A 15,358-nucleotide genomic window follows, 5' to 3' on the forward strand; every position below is an offset into this window, starting at 1 on the left:
GGCCCACTTCTCGAAAGACAGCAGTGGCTTCACTGGCGAATCCGCTCGTGACAAACGGGGACCAGCGATACCACGGGAAGTTACGCCTGCGGCTCAGTCATGCTCCACGGGTCGAGCGCCTTTGTCAGTTGGTCGTCTGGCAGTATGTTCTGTTCACGACACAACTGGCGGATGGTCTTACCACTCTTGAATGCTTCCTTGGCAAGGGCAGCGGCCTTTTCATAGCCAATGTAAGGGTTCAGACTGGTGACCATGGCGAGACTCTTTTCGACGCTTGCTTCGCAGGCTTCTGTGTTGGCTTCCATGTCCACAGCACACAGGTCGACGAATGCGGTGGTTCCCTGAGCGAGCAGCGCCACCGATTCCAGGGTTGCATGCCCCATGATGGGCATCATGATGTTCAACTGGAACTGGCCGCCAGTCGCACCGCTGAAAGCCACCGTCTGGTCGTTGCCGATGACGCGGGCAGCAACCTGCATCAGGCTCTCGCACATGACCGGATTCACCTTCCCAGGCATAATCGAACTGCCGGGCTGGCGGTCTGGCAGCATCACTTCGTAAAAGCCGCAACGAGGTCCCGATCCCAGCCACCGAATGTTGTTGGCGACGTTAAACAGGGTCGTGGCAATGGTGCGCAACTGTCCATGGCATTCGACCAGACCATCACGCTGGGCGTTTCCTTCAAAGTGGTTGACCGCTTCGATGAACTCGATGCCCGTCTCTTTCGCAAGCGCGGCGCAGGTGAGTCGAGAAAAATCGGGGTGGGTATTAATTCCCGTTCCGACTGCCGTTCCCCCGACGGGAAGTTCCAGCACAGCCTGCAGTGCCTGCTTTGCTCGTCCAACACTCAACTGCAACTGGCGGGCAAAGCCACCGAATTCCTGACCGAGTCGGAGTGGCGTTGCGTCGGCGAGGTGGGTTCGTCCGATCTTGATGATCTTGTCCCACTGAGCGGCCTTGTCACTGAGGACAGTGGCGAATCGTTCCAGGGCGGGAATCAGTCGCTGATGAATGGCGATCCCCACGGCAACGTGGATTGCTGTCGGGAAGGTGTCGTTGGTGCTCTGTCCCATGTTGACGTGATCGTTGGGATGAATCGGCTTCTTCATTTCGAAGCGATTCCCCTTCATGATTTCGATGGCACGGTTCGAAATCACTTCGTTGATATTCATGTTGCTGGACGTTCCCGATCCCGTCTGAAAGACGTCGATGGGGAATTCCGCGTCGAACTTTCCGGCAACGACTTCCTTGGCGGCCGTCAACATGGCGTCAACTTGTTCGGCGGTAAGCGGGTTCTTTCCCGTACCGGTGAGTTTGCCCAGATCGCGATTGGCGACTCCGGCAGCCCACTTGACCAGTCCCATGGCACGGATCATTTCGGACCTCAGCGTCCAGCCGGACACGGGGAAGTTTTCAACCGCGCGTTGTGTTTGTGCGCCGTAATAGGCCTTCGCTGGGACCTGGACATCACCCATCGAATCGTGTTCGGTACGAAATTCACTCATCAGAATTCGGCTCGGCTTTTGGAAACGTGACAAAATTGGGAGATCACAACCGCTGCGGGAGCGGGCGTACAACTTCCACTATAGCGTCCCTGACGTGTCATTTGGAGTTCACGCAACCCGAGCGAGGGGAGGTTCCCGAGACGACCCCGGATTGTTCCCGAATGCTGCGAAAATCAACAGGATGGGGAGTCGGGGACTCACGATGGCGACACCGGGCGACGGAACAGATGCTGAGTTATTCCTGCTCAGCGTCACTGGCTTTTGTGTTGGCCGCCGATCGCGGGGGCTGGTCATCCGGGGTGACTCGGAGATACATAAGCGACTGACGAAGAATTTTAGCGGCGGCGGGTGCGGCGACTTTGCCTCCGAACGTCTCACCGCCCACCGAGGATTGATTGACCACGACCAGGATCAGCAGCCGGGGTGACTCGACGGGGGCCCCACAGACGAACGAGCTAATGTACTTCTCGTGCAGGTAGCCCCCCTCTGGTGACAGCGATTGGGCCGTGCCTGTCTTTCCGAACACGCGATAGCCGGGGATCTGTGCCTTTTTACCCGTGCCTCTGGTCACCACCTCCTGCATGGGCTGCTGAATCACCCAGCGTGCCGTTTCGCTCGAGACGGTGGTTGATTCGATGTGCGTAACTGCGGAGATCGAATCCTGATCCTCGACGAGGACAATGCGAGGGCGAATTAACGTGCCGCCATTGGCGAGAGCCGAATGGGCCGTAATCAATTGCAGCGGGGTTGTGGCGAGCTCATGTCCCATCGGAATCGATCCAGTGGAATAGGTCGTCCATTCGTTCAAAGGACGAAGAATCCCGGGCAACTCGCCAGGAAGTTCGATCCCCGTTTTGCGGCCAAAACCAAAGATTCTCGCCGCATCGTAGAGGCGTTCGTTGCCCATCTGCTCACCGATCTTGGCCATCCCGATATTGCTCGATTTGACCAGGACATCCGTCAGACTCAGTGGACCGTACCGATGATGGTCGTGTAGCACGCGCCGCCCCATCCGGTACTGACCGTTCTCGCAATGGAAGGTGTCTTGGGTCTGGATGATTCCTTCATGCAGGCCATAGCTGACGATCATCGGTTTGAATGTCGAACCCGGTTCGTAGATGTCAGCGATGACGCGGTTCTTCCACGATTCGGGGGATGCCTTTTCCGGGCGGTTCGGATCAAACGTGGGACGATTCGCCATGGCGAGGACATCCCCGTTGCGGGGATCCATCACCACGGCACTGCAGCTTTCGGGTTGCCACTCCTCCATGACGCGGTCGAGTTCGCGTTCGGCATAGAGCTGAATTACTGCGTCCAGAGTTAGTCTTACGACGCGGCCAGGCACGGCCGGTACGTCTTTGTTTTCGTCATTGAGGATCTCAATCACATGCCCGCGAGAATCTCGAGCCATCTGACGTCGGCCATGCTTTCCACACAGGATGGCGTCGAATCGCTCTTCAATTCCTCCACGTCCCACACCATCGATATCTCGCAACCCGAGCACCTGAGCGGCGAGGTCACCCTGGGGATACTCTCGCCGATACTCTTCGCGAAATCCCCATGTCGTCGCCGGCAACTTCAGCGCTCTCACGGCCTCGACTTCCGACTCAGTCAGGCGTCTTTTCACCCACAGAAACTGACGTTTGTCGTTCGACCGAATCTTGTCACGCAGATTTTCCGCATCGACTCCGATGACTTCAGCAAGCGCCGATGCGAACGCTTCGGGTTGAGTGATTCTCGCCGGGACGACGTACAGGCTGCGAGTCGTGAGCGTGGTTGCCAGCAGCCTTCCGTGTCGGTCAACGATATCAGCCGGTCGGACCCGAGTCTCTTCCCAGAATTCCCGCTGCTGTTCAGCCTTTTTGGCGAACTGGTCTTGTTGCCACCACTGAATCTGGATCAATCGAGCTGCCAGGACCAGCCAGCCGAGACCGAGCAGCGTCACTACCAGGCGTGCGCGGCCCAGTGAAGGGGTGCAGTCTTGATTGCAGGAAGCGCTTTCCATATCAGCCCGCCGTTTCCGCGGCGCGGTCCCACTGCATCAATGGGGCGCGGCGCTGATCCGAACGTTGTGGCCGGGCAGGACGTTCCAGGGGGAGTTCCCCACGTTCGAGTGGTCCCAGCAGGCGCTCGGGTGTCCCCAGTCGCTGGGCTTCCAATCGCAGGCGAACATGGGCATCCAGCAGGGCCTCCATGCGGAATTGCTGGTGACTGAGGGCCCGTTTCAGTTGCAGAATTTCCTTTTCGAGCGCCGTTCCAATCAGCGCAATCAGGACAATCAGGCAAAGAGCGAAACCAAAGCGGAAGAACATCGGACGATCCGTAGTGGGGAACTGGCCGAGTGGTCTCACCCCTATCGGTATTCGCGAGTGGCCCCCACCACCTGGACTCGGCTTGCGTCAGCGGGTAACCGCAAAACGGTGCCGATTTTGAGTTCATTACCGTCTTGGAGAACATTGCGGTTCATTTCAAGAATCTGGACCCACCGCGAGGAACGTCCCAGATGCGATTTGGCGATGTCCGACAGCGTATCCTGATCGGCGATGCGATACATCGGCTGACCGTCGCTAGAAATGAAGAAGCCTGCAGGATTCGCTTCCTCGGTATTGCGGGGGCGGGGGCGGGAGGTGGTCGTGCCGGGAGCCGACTCGGGCGCCGCAGGCTTGGGGATGACGTCGGAATACAACTGCTCCAGCACCGAGGCATCAGGAGTTTCGATAGTCGTTCCCGGTCTCATTCTTTTCGGATCAGAGATCATCTGTTGATTGTGACGAGCGAGAGCCATGTAGAACCGGCCTTCCCCATAGCGTTTGCGGGAGATCACCCAGAAGTTGTCATTGGGCTCGATCACATAGGTCGACCCTCGTGCCGTCGAAACCGTCCGGGTTGGCTCGGGTGAGAAAGGTGTTTCATCAATCGCCACGGGCGCTGGACGACGTTCACTTCCCGGGGGGGGCTGAAGCTCGGTGTCATACTCGCTCGTTTGATAGACTTGGCGATTTCGAGTTGGCGCAAGCGCAGGCGTGGTCTCGACCGGTTCCAGGTCCATCGCGCTTTCGGATGACGGGTCTTCATCGAATGATGGTTCGTCGACTTCTGACGTTTCCTCGTCCGCAGGGGGCATTACAAGCGGCCGAGGTTCTCGCTGGGGCTCGTCCTCCTCTGCGGAATCGTCCTCTGTCGGTTCGGTCTGCTCATCGAGATCGAATGGGTCCGGTGCTGGTATCTGAGCGGCTGCGGGAATCACTTTTGGAGTTTCAACCACCGTCGTGGCTTCAGCGAAATCTTCATCAAACGAGACGGTGTGGTTCTGCGGGGTTGACGCCTTGCGAACGGATGTCCGTTGCTGAGGTGAATCGAACTCCACTTCGTCCGATTCGTCCGACGGGAGTTTTGGAGGTGAATTCTTCCATTGAGTCGCCTTGAACTCGGACCCTCGTTCTTCCTTCATCCGGGGTGCCGTTTTCACTTCATCCCGAGCCAGAAGTTGCGAAACCGAGGGACGTTCCGTTCTCCGAAGTTCGCTCTGTTCCAGGTGACTCAGTTCTTCCTCGTCGGAAGCTTCCGGGACTTCCCGGGCCGATCGATCTTTCGGCGAATCCTGGACCGCCAGGCCCTCGAGGGGCCGGTGGATTCGCTGGTAGATCAGAAATCCGAACACGCCGACCAGCAGGGCGACCATCATCAGGCCGACTTTGGTTTCGCGTGTCATAGTGAGGTTCCTTCCTCGAAAGACTTGTTTTGACTGTTGGCTGAAAACGTTGTCGAACCGATGGTCTGGCGGATAGGTATTGCTTTATCTTCGATGGCCTGGGGCCGGCAAGTGGCGGCACCAGGTTTCATGGATCCCTGATGAGTCACCTCATCACGCTTTTTTCATTGCGACTCGCAGCTTGGCTGAACGACATCGGGGATTAAAACGCTGTTCCTGTGGCGATGCGACAATCGGTTTGGATGTGAGATTGTCCCATCGCTGCTTCTGACGAAATTCATTTTTAACGATGCGGTCTTCGAGAGAATGAAACGTAATGACGGCGAGCAGGCCACCGACCTTCAAGGACTGGAAGCAACTCGATGCAATCCCTTGCTGGACATGATCGAGCTCGTGATTGACCGCAATCCGCAGGGCCTGAAACACGCGCGTGGCCGGATTCTTGTCACTGGGGCCCTGGCGGCGAATCGAAGGACATTCCGAAACGGCAGTAGTGAGATCCAAACCTGTACGAATAGGGCGAGTGGACCGCAATTTCACAAGGTATTCCGCGAGCGGCCGGGCTAATGGCTCTTCACCGTATTCACGAAAGATCTCTTCCAGTTGCTCAGCGCTCCCTTGGGCCAGCAGGTCCGCAGCGCTTTGTCCGGTGGAAATGTCGAATCGCAAATCAAGAGGGCCGTCACTACTGAAGCCGAATCCGCGCGATCGATCAGAAAGCTGATCCGATGACAGCCCGAGGTCCAAGAGGATGCGATCAACGGCGTCGATTTTTAGTTCGGCAAGGATCGCAGGGAGTTTGACATAACTCGCGTGGTGCAGCGACACGTTTTCGCCAGCGACCCGCTTCGCGGCGTGTGCCAGCATCATCGGATCGCGATCCAGTCCAATGAGTCGACCCTGCGGGCCAATCGCTTTGAGAATCTCGCTACTGTGGCCACCTGCACCCGCAGTTCCATCCACAACCACCATTCCGGGAGCCAGTCTGAGGTGTGCGAGCACTTCACGAACCATGACGGGGACGTGAACGGCTTGCGATTCATGACTGGGCGAATGAGGCTCCATAGCAATTTCAACGTACAAAGGGCTGGGGTGAAGGCGTGTTGCGAGTGACTCGATCGGTTCCGTGCGAAAACACGCGGTTTGGGCTTATAAGAAAGGACTCGGAATCTGTGAAGACCAGTTTCCGCCGAGAGATCCCACCGCCCCTGTAAAACAGGGGCAGACTGATCGAACGAACAGATCCCGCGCCCGTTCACCATCCCGCCTCAAGAGATCGTTTGGTCCGGATCGTAACAGCACCGGCGCCAATTCTTCCCGGCCGCCACAGGTCGTCGGGAAAACAAGAAGGAGGGCTACCGATCAGTTTATCCAATGCTGCCTGAGGTCTGCTTCACGATTCAGGATTTGCCCGGCGTGCCGTTTCCCTTGTTTTGATGGGAAAATCTCACTTTGCCGGGTACTAATTTCCTTCGGCGCGAGGTTTGCTACGTACTGCTCATCAACTGAAGTTCTAAACCAATTCCCCATAAGATTGATGAGTACACAATGGTCACACTTTCTCAAAGAGATGGAGTTTTGGTAGAGGTTTTCGAAGACCGCGCGAGTGCTCAGTCTGCCGTGAGAAACCTGCGAAACGCGGGATTCGGTGACTCGCAATTGCAGGTGTCGCACGTCGACGGTGAGCTTTTAGAAGACCCAAGACCCGAGAGCAAACTGACCCCACGCACCCTTTTGGGTCTGGGGATCGGAGCCCTCTGTGGGGTGGGAATGCTGTCAGGCATTGTTCCTGCCATGGAAACAAACCTGATGAGTCCCGTGATGACGGCTGGGACGTTCGGCCTTTTGTTTTCCGGGGCTGCCGCCGCAGTGACTGCGGGCGGAACCAATGGTACCACTGGATATCCATCGACGAAGGGGTTGGACCACTCCACGGGCCCTGCGGAAGTGATCGTCCTGACTGTTCGTGCCGGTGCTCGTGAACAGGTGGCTTTGTCGGTCCTCAATCAATTCCGCGATCGTACCTGATCACCGAGTGACGTCTCGACGCGGATTCTCTACTTTCTTCTGTCCTGGAACGACCAACGCGTCGTTCCTTTTTTTGTAGATGGTTCACACGTTTTCGATCTTCACCTGGGCGGTCATGTTGATGAAATCACCCGTGAGACCGGTAAACAAGCCTGATACGGGCATCACCCCGCGCGGATGATGGCTGACTCCGACCAGAATATGCTTTCGCGAAACAATTTCGCCGAGGGTCGGGTCGTAGCCCCGCCAACCGATAATGGGAAGATAAACTTCGGTCCAGGCGTGCATCGCTGCTCTGCCGGCCTCTGATGCCGGGCAATCGAGATAACCACTGGCAAAGCGAGCGGCGAGCCCCAGTCCCCGCGCGGCGTCCATCATCAACGTTGCTGTATCGCGACACGAACCACTGCTGAGATTGATGGTTTCTGCAGGCGACTGGACTCCCTTGGCATAGCGCCGCTGGTATTTGATCTTCTGGCAGATCGTCGAACAGAGGTCCGATAACACTGATTCCGCGTCGTTCGACGAACGGATCGCAGGTAACCCGTTCAGCCACGTCTGCACCTGAGGGACATCATCGGGGTAAGAGACAGCTTGGTACACAGCGACGAGGTGGGATTCCAGCGTATCGTAGTTCAGAGGGAGCGGGACTCGTGGAGTCGCGTCGTTGCGAGGGACTTCGTCTGCAAAAGTACGATGAACGGTAACCGTACTCGTTATTTCCAGGGTACTCGCGCTTTCGACGAAACTCACGAGGGCGACAGAGTTGTTATAGATGTCGTGAGCCCACTGAATCTCGTGACGCGGCGAGATGGCAATCTGCATGTTCTCGACTCGCAGGTTGTGACCTTCTCTTGGGCGAAGCACAAGCCGATGCTGACCCAGCGTGACGGGCTGTCGATAGGAATAAACTGTTCGATGCTCAATCCGGTTGACTAACAGGAGATCAGCCACACAACTATCCTCGGGGTGAATGATCGATTTGATGTCGAAAGCGTCAGGATACCGGGGCTATTTGGTTTCTGAGTGGGTGAAACCCGGCTTGATTTGCTCGTGGAATCCGGCGAGAGCCGCGAACAACAACGCCTGAGGGTGAACTCTGCATCAGACGTCACCGCCGATTGCTCCCACTCACGCGTCACTAATGAGATGGAACTGCAATCGCAATCTTTCAGACTGGACTGTTTGTTTGTCCCAACTCAGACCCGCCCTCGCAAAGTCCAATGACCAAAGAACCTGCCGCAGCCCAAAGGCCAGCGGCAGGCGACACAACACATTGCTATTTGACACCTGTTATTTGCCGGCATCTTTGATCTTCTGTCCGGCCGCCTTCACGGCTTCACCGGTGTTCTTCGCCGCCTTCGATGCGGCGTCGGCGGCCTTATCCGTCAGGTCCTTTGCTGACTGGGCTGCCTTGTCGATGCCCGACTTCACGTTCTTCGCTGTATCAGCCATTTTCAAACTCCTCTGAATTGAGTGGGGAATAAGCAGTGGAACAGAAAGCACTTTGCGTGCCACTGACGATTGCCCGGCAGGAAGCTCAACCAGAGAGTGCTCTCTCGAGGGCTCGTGCTCATCCCAGATCGCCGGGAGAAGGCGTTGCCTGGTTCGATCCCCATCGAACGATCCGAACAATCCCCTGGGGGTAACTCATCTTCGCGCAATGCGTCTCCCGCGAGTACAAGTCCTGCCTGTGTCAGACTCTGAAAGTCCATGTGGAGAAACTCGTCGCCACGCAGGGCATTGGGGGATTCGCGTGCTCGCAAGTTCTCGACGGAGACGTGAGGCGCAAGTTCAAGAAGTGCGAAAATCCCAGGACCGAAATTTTTGACTTTCACATGAATGTGAAGGAACGATGACAAGGGCGAGAGGGAACCAGTAAGAACCGAAGTCGGGGGTCCTGCGCTCTCGTGTATCCGTGAGAAGTAGCCAGCATGATGAATCCCGTGGAACTGGTCGTCGGACTGATCCTGGCAGCAGCCGTCCTGTCGACATTGGCCCGCAAGATCAAGATCCCTTATCCCGTGCTCCTGGTGATGGGTGGGATTGTCCTCGGTTTCGTCCCCGGTTTGCCCATCGTCCATATTCCACCGGACATCGTATTTCTCGTCTTCATTACACCCCTCGTTTACATCGCTTCGACGCGGACGACACTCCGCGATTTCCGCTCGAACTTGCGGCCGATCCTTGTTCTGTCGATTGGTCTGGTTGCCGCCACACTGGTTGTGGTCGCAGCCGTAATGCACTGGAGTGTGCCGGGACTTGGCTGGGCAGGTGCCTTCGTACTGGCGTCGGTTATTGGTCCTACGGATACGATGGCCGTCACAGCGATCTCGAGTGAGACGGCGATTCCGCGCCGTATTGGAACGATTCTGGAAGGGGAGAGTCTGATCAACGACATCGTGGCGCTGGTTGCCTATAAGATGGCAATCGATGCGGTGTCGAGTGGATCAATTCCGGTTTCGACCGCAGTGATCGCCCTGATCTGGAACAGCGCCGCCGGAATCGCTGTCGGGTTGGTGGTAGGAATTGCTGCGTGCCAGATTCGAAAGCGGTTAGAAGACCAGGTTGAGAGCGTCAGTGTGTCATTGCTGACTGGCTATGCCGCCTACCTGGGAGCCGAGATGCTGGACGCTTCGGGAATTCTGGCGACGGTCACTGCGGGCCTGTATGTCGGCAGGCAGCTTTCACGAATCCTTTTGCCCGAAGGACGAATTCAGGCGTACTTCTTCTGGGACACGGTGACGTTCCTGATTGAAGGTCTGGCCTTTGTACTGATTGGTCTGGAATTGCGGACGATCATGGAAGACCTTGGCAACGTTCCCTTCTCGCAGCTGGTGGCGTATGGTCTGTTAATCAGTGTGACTGTCATCCTGCTGAGACTTGTCTGGGTATTTGGATTTGCGTACCTGCCGCGCATTTGGCCGGGCACACACCAGGATGCGGAACCTCCCTATGTCTGGCAGCATGTATTGCTGTTGGGGTGGGCCGGAATGCGGGGTGTTGATTCGCTCGCCGCGGCACTGGCGATCCCGTTGGTGATGTCGGGCGGCCAGACCCCTTTTCCCGACAGAAATCTGATTATGTTTCTGTCATTTTGCGTGATCGTGGCCACGCTGGTTGTACAGGGACTCAGTCTGCCATTCCTGATTCGGCGGCTGGAACTCAAGAACGATAATCAGGACGAAGTGGAAGAAGGACTGGCGCGGATCGCTGCTGCGGAAGCGGCGCTGCATCGCTTGGAACAGCACGTCGTCGCCCGCGATGTGGATCCTGAAGTCCTGGACGAACTCCGTTCGGCTTACGGGAAAAAGCTTCAGCAGGCCAACGCGCAGCTAAATCCCGCTGATTGCCAGGAGAACTCGATGTGTGCAGACGCTGTCCGGCAACTGCGTGAAGAGCTGCTCATGTCGGAACGGCAAACCGTGATTGAACTACGCGATCAGGGGAAAATCAGTGATGACGTCCTGCGCCGCATCGAGCGCAGTCTCGACTACGAGTTTCTCCGCCAGCAGGGCTAAGAGGATTTCGGCCAGATGCGGAATGCTTCCTGACAAGGTTCCAACGAAATTGAGTACGGGACGCCAAGAGTCATGCCGCTGTGGGGGGTGAGGAGCCCCTAAGACGCATCGAGCTGCTTGAACCATGATGTCCAAGCAGCTCGATGCTCGTGTTTCGTCGACATGGGATCATCTCGTCTGAGCCTGGTAGCGAAACAGGTCAAGACGCTCGATCCCTGTTCGACTCAGGAAACCTTCGCAGCACAGTCACGGACGTGCTTCAGACAGGCTTCGATATCCGAAAGTGGATTCTTGGCATTTTCTTCGTACTCGATGGCGACGCAGTACTGGTACTTCAGTGCTTTCAGCGCCTTCAGCAGTTCGGTCACCTTCAGATCGCCTTCGCCTGCGATCTTGAACTGTTTCTGTCCCCCCGGAAGCGACTTGACGTCTTTCAGGTGAACGCCGAAGACGCGCTTCCCAAGTCGCTGCACGGCTTCGACCGGGTCTTCGTCGCTGCGCAGAAAGTGTCCCGTATCAACGCAGGCGCCGATCTTCGGGTGCCGATCTTTTACCACCTTCTCAACATCGCTGATCTTGTCATACCGATGGCCGGGACCATGGTTGTGGATCGCAATGGCAACGTCGTATTCGGCCACCAGTTTGTCGAGCAGATCGAAGGTCACTTTGTCTGGATTGGGGTCAGCGCTCAGTGACTGAATTCCCATTGCTTTGGCGAAGTCGAATCGCTCACGGGCTGCTGTCTCATTCCCATCGAATGGCAGCACACCGTACGAGAGAAGTGTTACGCCACCTTTGGCGAGCAGTTCTTTCTGTGACTCGATGTGCTTGGGAACGCTGCTCATGGGAAGGTGGCCGGGGAACGCTTCCCAGTACTTCAGACCCAGCATCTTTGTCTGTTCGAGTGCTTCTTCAACTTTGAATTCCCGCAGAGAGTAGCTTTGCAGCCCCATCTTCAGGCCGAGGTAAGGATCTTTTGCCCCTTCAGCGAACGAAATCCCTGAAAAGACAGAGGAGGCTGCCGCAAGCGTGGAAGCCTGCAAAAAGGTGCGGCGATTGAGCTGGTGTGACATCGGCTGTTCCTTCATGAGTCGAGTTGTCTAACGTCAAAGTTCCCGGTGAAAGGACCCTCGTCAAACGGCTGATATCGGCCACCGTCGGCAGACGATCTGGCCAGGCCGGAGCGGGAGGAGGATTTCACCCTTGAGGGAACTCGCTTGCATGGGCGACATCAAAATACCGATCCGAAGCGGGAACTGCGAATCCCACGAAGCGGATTTAGGCCCCCTTCTCCCGAAAGACTTCCTCGGCAATGCTGTAAGAATCGCTGGTTCGTCCCGTGTAGTAAACGAGCAACTCGGCCAGCAGACCCAGCGAAATCGCTTGTGCGCCCAGTATCGTCAGTGCGATCGAGTAAGCGAGCAACGGGCGATTCCCAATCGGAGTCGGTTCCCAGATGTGCAGTGCGTGCATGAGCAGCCACGTCACCGCCAGATATCCCAGCCCGGCAAAACCGAGACCAAAGGCACACAGCCCGATCGCCCCCAGCATATGTTGAGGTCGCTGACCGTACCCTGTCAGAAATGCCACGGTCATCAGGTCTAGGAAGCCGCGCGTGAATCGGCGGAAACCATACTTGGAGTGCCCATGCTTACGCGATCGGTGATGGATCCCGATCTCGGTCACGCGGAATCCCCGTGCATGTGCCAGCACCGGGATAAAACGGTGCAGTTCCCCGTAGATCCGAATCTCTCGACCGACTTCGGCACGAAACATTTTCATTCCGCAGTTGTGGTCATGCAGGATCAGTCCGGTTAGCCGGGAAACGAGCGAGTTGAAGACGCGACTGGGATAGACTTTGTGCCATGGATCCAGTCGTCTGACTTTCCAACCATTCACGACATCAAAGCCGTCATTCAACCTTGCGAGAAACCTCGGTAGTTCTTCCGGGTCGTCCTGCAAATCTGCGTCGAGCATGCAGAGGATGTTCCCTTTGGCTGCCGAGATTCCCGCCGTGAGCGCAGCCGCCTTCCCGAAGTTGCGGCGAAAGCGGATGCCGCGCACGCGATCGTCGAAAGTGACGAGTTGTTGAATCTCTTTCCATGAGCCATCGGTCGATCCGTCGTCGATATAGATGATCTCGATGGCCAGCTCGTTCTCAGCAGCGACGCGATTGATCTGCGAGTAGAGTTCGACCAGACTTTCGGCCTCGTTGAAAGCCGGAATGATGATCGACAATTGCATGAGTATCTCGTTGGGTCGGAACGCGCAGATCGAATGCTAGCGGGGGGATCAGGATGCGTTGAAGACGGTTTGAGGGTATGGATGATAGATAACTTGTGCCCACGCTCGATTCCGTTCCGGCAGCGTGCCGTATCCCCACGAAGGGTTTTACGGGCAGCAATTATTTTTTCGGCTTACTCGAAGCGCTGGGTTTTGCGGTGGGCTCGGTCACCTTGCCGTTGTCGGAATCGCCTTTGGCAGAATTCTCGGCCTTCCGTTTCGCAATTGCCGCTTCGCGGGATTTCTTCTCACGTTCTGTACGATCGCGATTGGCCTTAATGCGCATCTCGCGCTTCTGCTTCTCTTGTGCTGCTTCCGCTTCGGCCGCTTTCTGCATCTCCTGGGCAACCGCTTTTTGCTCTTCCGCCTGCATCTGGGTCTGCAGTTTCATTTGCTGCTGGTAGTTTTTTCGAGCTTGTGAGATCGCGGCATTGCGGGCCACTCGAGAATGGGGGATGCCTGCGTCTGCACTCATCGGGACGGCCAGTACGATGGAAGCCAGGATGCACGAGGCCAGTCGGAGAAGTCGTTCGGAAGTCATCGTATGCGTTCCCGATTGCGGGTCAGGAAATTTCGACCGGTTCAACCACAAGGCTGCGGAGAAGTTTTCTTTGCGAGTCCATGATACTCAGCGCGTTTCTGAACAACAATCTCGAAGTCCAGATCGAAACTCATCCAAGCTGGACTGACGTCGATTACGTCGGTGGCTTTAAACCATCAACAAAAATTTTGTCCTCGCTTGCAGTTCTTTCCCATCCGTAACATCCTGACCCCTTCGAGGTGAAAACAAGGATGATCCCCATGAAAGACATGAGAGAGGAGCCTTCGCCGATGGCGAGTCGACTGGTCTGCCTGCTTGCGACGTTTACGATTTCTCTATGCGGTTTTGCTCCTGCCGGAGCCGCGTCAGAGCCTGTCAAGCTGATCTTTGATACCGACATGGGCAACGACGTCGACGACGTTCAGGCGCTGGCGGTCATCCATGGGCTGCAGTCGCGCGGCGCGTGTGAACTGCTGGCGGTGACCATCACAAAGGACAGCGAACTGGCAGCCCCCTTCGTTGATCTGATCAACACATTCTACGGTCGTGGCGATATTCCGATTGGAGTCGTTCGACCCGGGAAAACTCCTGATCCGTATAAATATCTCCCCATGGCCGCGGAAAAGAAGGATGGAAAATTCCGTTACCCCCACGACCTCGAAGGCAACAGCAAAGCGCCTGAAGCGGTCGCGCTGCTTCGTAAGACGCTGGCGGGACAACCGGATCAGTCTGTGACGATCGCTCAGGTTGGTTTTTCAACCAATCTGGCCCGACTGCTCGATAGCAAATCGGATAGCGCATCTTCCCTGAGTGGGGTCGAACTGGTCAAGAAAAAGGTGAAGCTGCTGTCTGTGATGGCGGGCGCATTCACCCCGATCGATGGCAACGCACACTACTGTGAATACAATGTTGTGAATGACATCGAGAACTGCCGTAAGCTCGCCGAGGAATGGCCCACGCCGGTTGTCTGGAGCGGGTTCGAGATCGGGATCGCTGTCCCCTACCCCTCGGAAAGTATTCTCAAGGATTACGGGTACGTCGCGGATCATCCTGTCGCCGAAGCTTACCATCGCTACGATCCACCTCCGGCAAACCGTCCCACCTGGGATTTGACGAGCGTTCTTTACGCTGTGCAACCTGATCGACACTTCTTCGATCTGTCGCCCAAAGGAAACATCGTTGTCGAGGCTGACGGCTTCACCAGGTTCACTCCGGCTGAGAATGGACGGCATCAATACCTGAAGCTGACTGACCAGCAGAAGCCCCGTACGTTGGAAGCACTCGTGCAACTGTCGAGTCAACCTCCGCTGAAGTAAGTCGGCGGGCGATATCGTTTCGTCAGGCAGGTCAATGTGAAACTGTGAACGAGCGCTCGAGCAATGCTTTCACCCCAAGGAGAATTCTCATGAATTCAGAATCCGTTTCGCGTCGTGAGTTTCTTTCGACCTCGGCAGCGGCCGCGACGGTGATCATGGGAGCACCGATGGTTCTGACAGCGGCGAAAACCGACAAGCCGTTGATCGTGGGAGAAGGCGAACATCAATTTGAAGTTCAGCACGAGTGGCCCCAGCTTCCTGACAAGTTCACATGGCAGACTACCCATAACGTCGCCACCGACAAGTCAGGAAACCTGTACGTCATCCACGAAGGTCGGACTGACCTTAAAGATCACCCCGCGATCTTCGTTTTCGACTCTGAAGGAAAGTATATTCGTTCGTTCGGAGCACAGTTTCAGGGTGGCGGCCACGGGATCGAGATTCGTCAGGAA

At 56.4% G+C, this 15,358-nt stretch carries 13 protein-coding genes and 1 pseudogene; 4 read left to right on the forward strand and 10 right to left on the reverse strand.

The genetic code is table 11. The features are described from left to right. Positions 1 to 80: 80 nt before the first annotated feature. The 5 genes from VGE80_RS03575 to rsmH all read right to left on the reverse strand — a co-directional run bounded on the left by VGE80_RS03575 (position 81) and on the right by rsmH (position 6,282). Positions 81 to 1,505, reverse strand: a complete 1,425-nt coding sequence (locus VGE80_RS03575) for a class II fumarate hydratase (RefSeq protein WP_373652525.1) — start codon at positions 1,503 to 1,505, stop codon at positions 81 to 83. A 235-nt stretch (positions 1,506 to 1,740) separates the two neighbouring features. Then, positions 1,741 to 3,510 (reverse strand): peptidoglycan D,D-transpeptidase FtsI family protein, encoded by a 1,770-nt coding sequence (locus tag VGE80_RS03580; RefSeq protein ID WP_440591704.1) that lies wholly within the window; start codon positions 3,508 to 3,510, stop codon positions 1,741 to 1,743. Position 3,511: 1 nt separating this feature from the next. Beyond that, positions 3,512 to 3,817 (reverse strand): hypothetical protein, encoded by a 306-nt coding sequence (locus VGE80_RS03585; RefSeq protein ID WP_373652523.1) that lies wholly within the window; start codon positions 3,815 to 3,817, stop codon positions 3,512 to 3,514. Positions 3,818 to 3,858: 41 nt separating this feature from the next. Next, positions 3,859 to 5,217 carry a LysM peptidoglycan-binding domain-containing protein gene (locus tag VGE80_RS03590; RefSeq protein WP_373652522.1) on the reverse strand — a complete coding sequence of 453 codons (1,359 nt, stop codon included), beginning with the start codon at positions 5,215 to 5,217 and terminating at the stop codon, positions 3,859 to 3,861. Positions 5,218 to 5,370: 153 nt separating this feature from the next. Then, positions 5,371 to 6,282, reverse strand: a complete 912-nt coding sequence (gene rsmH, locus VGE80_RS03595; RefSeq protein ID WP_373652521.1) for a 16S rRNA (cytosine(1402)-N(4))-methyltransferase RsmH — start codon at positions 6,280 to 6,282, stop codon at positions 5,371 to 5,373. Positions 6,283 to 6,795: 513 nt separating this feature from the next. Between rsmH and VGE80_RS03600 the strand changes: the two genes are divergently transcribed. After that, positions 6,796 to 7,245: a hypothetical protein gene (locus tag VGE80_RS03600; protein ID WP_375314923.1), complete on the forward strand. Its 450-nt coding sequence runs from the start codon at positions 6,796 to 6,798 to the stop codon at positions 7,243 to 7,245. Positions 7,246 to 7,329: 84 nt separating this feature from the next. Here the strand turns inward: VGE80_RS03600 and VGE80_RS03605 are convergent, their stop codons facing one another. Next, a complete protein-coding gene (locus VGE80_RS03605) occupies positions 7,330 to 8,199 on the reverse strand; it encodes a transglutaminase family protein (RefSeq protein ID WP_397569674.1) in 870 nt (289 codons plus the stop codon). A gap of 339 nt (positions 8,200 to 8,538) precedes the next feature. Then, positions 8,539 to 8,700, reverse strand: a complete 162-nt coding sequence (locus VGE80_RS03610) for a hypothetical protein (RefSeq protein ID WP_373652518.1) — start codon at positions 8,698 to 8,700, stop codon at positions 8,539 to 8,541. Between the two features lie 479 nt (positions 8,701 to 9,179). Here VGE80_RS03610 and VGE80_RS03615 point away from each other — a divergent pair, with 479 nt between their 5' ends. Beyond that, a complete protein-coding gene (locus tag VGE80_RS03615; protein WP_440591705.1) occupies positions 9,180 to 10,766 on the forward strand; it encodes a Na+/H+ antiporter in 1,587 nt (528 codons plus the stop codon). A 224-nt stretch (positions 10,767 to 10,990) separates the two neighbouring features. Here the strand turns inward: VGE80_RS03615 and VGE80_RS03620 are convergent, their stop codons facing one another. The 3 genes from VGE80_RS03620 to VGE80_RS03630 all read right to left on the reverse strand — a co-directional run bounded on the left by VGE80_RS03620 (position 10,991) and on the right by VGE80_RS03630 (position 13,590). After that, positions 10,991 to 11,839: a sugar phosphate isomerase/epimerase family protein gene (locus VGE80_RS03620; RefSeq protein ID WP_373652516.1), complete on the reverse strand. Its 849-nt coding sequence runs from the start codon at positions 11,837 to 11,839 to the stop codon at positions 10,991 to 10,993. Positions 11,840 to 12,044: 205 nt separating this feature from the next. Then, positions 12,045 to 13,010, reverse strand: coding sequence for a glycosyltransferase (locus VGE80_RS03625; protein WP_373652515.1), 966 nt, complete (start codon positions 13,008 to 13,010; stop codon positions 12,045 to 12,047). A 160-nt stretch (positions 13,011 to 13,170) separates the two neighbouring features. Then, positions 13,171 to 13,590 (reverse strand): hypothetical protein, encoded by a 420-nt coding sequence (locus VGE80_RS03630; protein ID WP_440591706.1) that lies wholly within the window; start codon positions 13,588 to 13,590, stop codon positions 13,171 to 13,173. 290 nt (positions 13,591 to 13,880) lie between these two features. On the opposite strand from VGE80_RS03630, the gene VGE80_RS03635 reads away from it, so the two are divergent. Both VGE80_RS03635 and VGE80_RS03640 read left to right on the forward strand, forming a co-directional pair. Further along, positions 13,881 to 14,906: a nucleoside hydrolase gene (locus VGE80_RS03635; RefSeq protein ID WP_373652513.1), complete on the forward strand. Its 1,026-nt coding sequence runs from the start codon at positions 13,881 to 13,883 to the stop codon at positions 14,904 to 14,906. A gap of 89 nt (positions 14,907 to 14,995) precedes the next feature. Next, a pseudogene (locus tag VGE80_RS03640) lies at positions 14,996 to 15,358 on the forward strand (twin-arginine translocation signal domain-containing protein); the annotation flags it as partial.

The sequence above is a fragment of the Schlesneria sp. genome, from assembly GCF_036405755.1.
Classification (GTDB): domain Bacteria; phylum Planctomycetota; class Planctomycetia; order Planctomycetales; family Planctomycetaceae; genus Schlesneria; species Schlesneria sphaerica.

What these genes read in the sequence shown, in the direction of transcription:
- VGE80_RS03575 (WP_373652525.1), bottom strand. Translation starts at nt 1,505, where the DNA reads ATGAGTGAATTTCGTACCGAACACGATTCGATGGGTGATGTCCAGGTC.
- VGE80_RS03580 (WP_440591704.1), bottom strand. Translation starts at nt 3,510, where the DNA reads ATGGAAAGCGCTTCCTGCAATCAAGACTGCACCCCTTCACTGGGCCGC.
- VGE80_RS03585 (WP_373652523.1), bottom strand. Translation starts at nt 3,817, where the DNA reads ATGTTCTTCCGCTTTGGTTTCGCTCTTTGCCTGATTGTCCTGATTGCG.
- VGE80_RS03590 (WP_373652522.1), bottom strand. Translation starts at nt 5,217, where the DNA reads ATGACACGCGAAACCAAAGTCGGCCTGATGATGGTCGCCCTGCTGGTC.
- rsmH (WP_373652521.1), bottom strand. Translation starts at nt 6,282, where the DNA reads ATGGAGCCTCATTCGCCCAGTCATGAATCGCAAGCCGTTCACGTCCCC.
- VGE80_RS03610 (WP_373652518.1), bottom strand. Translation starts at nt 8,700, where the DNA reads ATGGCTGATACAGCGAAGAACGTGAAGTCGGGCATCGACAAGGCAGCC.
- VGE80_RS03615 (WP_440591705.1), top strand. Translation starts at nt 9,180, where the DNA reads ATGATGAATCCCGTGGAACTGGTCGTCGGACTGATCCTGGCAGCAGCC.
- VGE80_RS03620 (WP_373652516.1), bottom strand. Translation starts at nt 11,839, where the DNA reads ATGTCACACCAGCTCAATCGCCGCACCTTTTTGCAGGCTTCCACGCTT.
- VGE80_RS03625 (WP_373652515.1), bottom strand. Translation starts at nt 13,010, where the DNA reads ATGCAATTGTCGATCATCATTCCGGCTTTCAACGAGGCCGAAAGTCTG.
- VGE80_RS03630 (WP_440591706.1), bottom strand. Translation starts at nt 13,590, where the DNA reads ATGACTTCCGAACGACTTCTCCGACTGGCCTCGTGCATCCTGGCTTCC.
- VGE80_RS03635 (WP_373652513.1), top strand. Translation starts at nt 13,881, where the DNA reads ATGGCGAGTCGACTGGTCTGCCTGCTTGCGACGTTTACGATTTCTCTA.